Below are 3,331 nucleotides of genomic sequence, written 5' to 3'. Positions count from 1 at the left end.
AGCACCCTTCCATTTGCAACTGCTCCTCAGACACACCAAACTTCTTTAAAATCCGCCGATGTTGATCTAAATACTGCGGAAAATCAGTTCGCAAAGCGTGGCGAAGCCATAACCCAAATATCCAAACCCTTCCGAGACAGCCAAAACTTCCCAGCAAACTTTGTCCGCTCAAAATCACCCCCCAACACAAAAATAGCTTGGGGAGTTGGAGCTTGATGAAAAGCAATATTTATCCTCACGGTCATAAACCCAAGCAATACAACCAGTAAACTTAATCCTAGCAAGCAGAAAAATCGGCGCTTGGGGAAATTAGGCTTCATTAATTTAGAGGGGCAAGAGAGGGAAGAGGGGGTAGAATTTCAAGATGAAGCTATTGAAATAACTCTAATTTCACTTACTCGATGCATGGGTTTAGTTACTTTTTCAGTTGTGACAAACTCTTCAGCATTTATTGATACTGCTGCTGCAATGTGCAAAGCATCCATTGCAGCCAAACCGTAATTTTTAGCTATACCATCAGCTATTTTTATAATTTTATTTAAATCCATTGCCCAAATACTTACAGCATTAAAAAAGGTTTGGTAAAATTCTACTTCTAGCAACTGTTTGTTATAGTGAGACTTTGGTAAAGTTTCTAACTGCACAAAAACACTACTAGCAAAAGTACGTGTCGAATCATCTAGAACCTGCGTAGCTTTAATACTAACTTCATCAATACCTCGAAACGCATTAATTAAAACACCAGAATCGATATAAGCAACCTTACTACTCACGATATCTGCCTCGACGCTCAGCAAGTTCCTCTTCCAATTTCGATTCTTGCAATTGTTCCATTCCAGCAGCGATAGCGTTTTGTCGAATATTCCAAAGTTTCTGAGCTAAAGGGGTTTGAGGCACAAATTCCTTTTCGGTATTTTGTTGTTTTAAAGATTTTGCTAAAGCTAAAACTTGTTCTTGTCCAGAGGGAGATAAATCGCGCCAATATTCAAGTAATTGTTCTTCCTTAACCATTTATTTGCTTACCTATCTAAATACAATCCAATTTTATCAAATTGCTTAAGGAAAATATTCGTCATTTTTTTATGCTGGCAGGTTTTCAAAATTTTTTTGGTCTACCAACGATTGGATAAGCTCTTGTATAAATAAGAGCAAATTCCATATCTTCCTCTGATAAATAATGATAATCCTCTCGAATATTTTCTTTTGATTCCCCACGTTCGAGCATCGTACCAATATGCCGTACAGTAAGGCGAGAATTAAGAAATACTGTTTCCCCCGCCATAATCCCTTGATTTGTTACTAAACCTTCTTTCCAACGATTGAAACGATTAATTAATTCTAATAGTTCATTTGAAATCGCATCGAGTTGCAAGATAAAATAACGTGCGATTTCTAAAGAAGTACTTTTACGAGCAATAGCATCTACGAGACGTTCATATAAAACAGTCCGGAAATCAACAGAAAATGTAAAATCTACTTCTTTTAATGCTCGGAGGTATACTAAAGCCTCAAAAGGAAGTCGTGGGGGGTTACTAGAAGGAACAATTGCATACTCTAACTCTTTATAAACTCTTTTAGTTGGAATCTGAACAATTGCGGCCGCTTCAGTGGGAGTAAAGATATTATTCATTGTTTCTAATAAAGTATTCCCTATGTAGGGAACATTTTATCATGATTTAGTAACAGATGTGCAACTTTTGCTTTTCAGGCATACCTTTACACTCATCTTGATCCCTCCCCGAACCCGGAGTTACCACAACCCCCCGACTACCAAAAACAACACTAGCAATTACCCTCTATCTCCTCATATGATAATCCGAAGTAATCAAATAAATATGCTGTAAATTATCATCAACCTTCATCATCAACCAAAGTCGTAAAATTAGTCACCGTATCATTAGCTGCACCATCTAAAATTTAAACTAACATTACAACAAGCCAATAGTCACAATTTCACGAATTTCTTGAATAAACTGGGCTGGAGTTTGAATTGTTAATCTACTTGCAGTGGCAACTTCTGAGGTAAAGTCCTTAGTATTTAAGCTCAACAAGCGGTCAACTTGTGCCAAAATAGCAGCCGCAAGGATTGGTGCATCTTTAGCTTCGATAATTGTATGCCAAGGATTTGATGCAGATAAAGGTGGATCTGGCTGAATTTCCAAATTCATTTGAGTTAGTAATGCCGTAAAAACTGGTAAAGCCGCAGGTAGTTTTTTACTAAGGTTATTTCGACATTCGGTCACCAAGTAAATTTTTAAGGTTTGAAGCCCCCGGATTTATCCGTGGATTTATACTCTGTAGAAGCCCCTAAATTTATTTATGGGAAATTAATTACGAATTACGAATTACGAATTACGAATTATACTCACTACCTGCTCTGATATAACTAATTGAAAAAGACCAATTTCTGCCATCATAAGCACAGCACGACTAGCACCTTTACGAGAAGCAGCACCTACTATTATTACACTTGAGTCAGCAAACACTCTACGCATCTTTCTGTTTTTGAAGCCAAATTGCTTCACGTTCTTGCTCTAGTCCTTCCAATAAATCCTCTATTGACAAGCCAGCATCCAGTCTTAAAGCCGCTATCTGATCTGCTAATTGTGGGACTTGAAGTTTTTTGAGAGTAAGCAAGACTAAATCCCCGATTTGAACGAGTGTTAGCATATCACCTTCACTCAAGCTTAAATTGTCCTGCATTGCTTGTGGGATACTAATAACTCCTTCTTTTTCCAAGCGCACAGGGAAAGTTTTTGTTTCAAGATTTATATTTTCTGAGGTGTTAGTCATGAAGCTACTACCTTATATAACAGGGGGATACCTATTGATTTTAACTTGTTAAGTTTATCCCACAGAAGCGAACGGTGAATATAATTCGTAATATCTCCCTCCGGGAGACGCTAGAGTGTTCCAAAAAATAAATGATCCAAACCCTTGCGATTGCTTCGGTACACTCCGTTTCGTAAGCGCTTCGCGCACGCTAAGAGCGAACGCAATGACAATTGGGCATTTTTTTACTTGGAGTACTCCTACGCTAACGTAATTCGTAATTATTGTCCCATAAATAAAATTTAGGGGAATCGAAGATTGCCTACAATCCGGACATCCACGGATAAATCCGGGGGCTATGTCCTTACGGACACGCGAAGCGTAAAGACCATAAAATTTACGGGCGTGATTTTCATGGCTATATTCTACCCAAAGAAGTCGGGGATCTAAAATCAATCAATCCAAACGCGGATTCTTTCTTAGCCCTAGTCCTCAATAGTGCGATCGGGTTCAAATATCAAAAGGATTTAATAACTTTAAACCCCCAATCCATTGAAAG

At 38.1% G+C, this 3,331-nt stretch carries 6 protein-coding genes; 1 reads left to right on the top strand and 5 read right to left on the bottom strand.

Annotated elements, in window-relative coordinates; all coding sequences use genetic code 11:
- Positions 1-216: hypothetical protein (locus tag VB797_RS34840; RefSeq protein ID WP_323242373.1), on the top strand; the 216-nt coding region annotated here is incomplete at its 5' end.
- Between the two features lie 143 nt (positions 217-359).
- On the opposite strand, the gene VB797_RS34835 is transcribed toward VB797_RS34840, so the two are convergent.
- The 5 genes from VB797_RS34835 to VB797_RS34815 all read right to left on the bottom strand — a co-directional run bounded on the left by VB797_RS34835 (position 360) and on the right by VB797_RS34815 (position 2,793).
- Positions 360-773 carry a type II toxin-antitoxin system VapC family toxin gene (locus VB797_RS34835; RefSeq protein WP_323242372.1) on the bottom strand — a complete coding sequence of 138 codons (414 nt, stop codon included), beginning with the start codon at positions 771-773 and terminating at the stop codon, positions 360-362.
- Positions 766-1,011 (bottom strand): hypothetical protein, encoded by a 246-nt coding sequence (locus VB797_RS34830; RefSeq protein WP_323242371.1) that lies wholly within the window; start codon positions 1,009-1,011, stop codon positions 766-768. The genes VB797_RS34835 and VB797_RS34830 overlap by 8 nt, the downstream gene beginning before the upstream one ends.
- Positions 1,012-1,096: 85 nt before the next feature.
- On the bottom strand, positions 1,097-1,630 hold the full coding sequence (locus VB797_RS34825; protein ID WP_323242370.1) for a DUF433 domain-containing protein: 534 nt from the start codon (positions 1,628-1,630) through the stop codon (positions 1,097-1,099).
- Between the two features lie 298 nt (positions 1,631-1,928).
- On the bottom strand, positions 1,929-2,243 hold the full coding sequence (locus VB797_RS34820) for a hypothetical protein (RefSeq protein ID WP_323242369.1): 315 nt from the start codon (positions 2,241-2,243) through the stop codon (positions 1,929-1,931).
- A 244-nt stretch (positions 2,244-2,487) separates the two neighbouring features.
- Complete coding sequence (locus VB797_RS34815) at positions 2,488-2,793, bottom strand: hypothetical protein (protein ID WP_323242368.1); 306 nt, start codon at positions 2,791-2,793, stop codon at positions 2,488-2,490.
- Positions 2,794-3,331: the final 538 nt, after the last annotated feature.

It is taken from the genome of Rivularia sp. UHCC 0363 (assembly GCF_034931125.1).
Classification (GTDB): domain Bacteria; phylum Cyanobacteriota; class Cyanobacteriia; order Cyanobacteriales; family Nostocaceae; genus Rivularia.
Note: the sequence above shows the minus strand (reverse complement) of the source record. Positions and strands in the feature narration are given on the sequence as shown.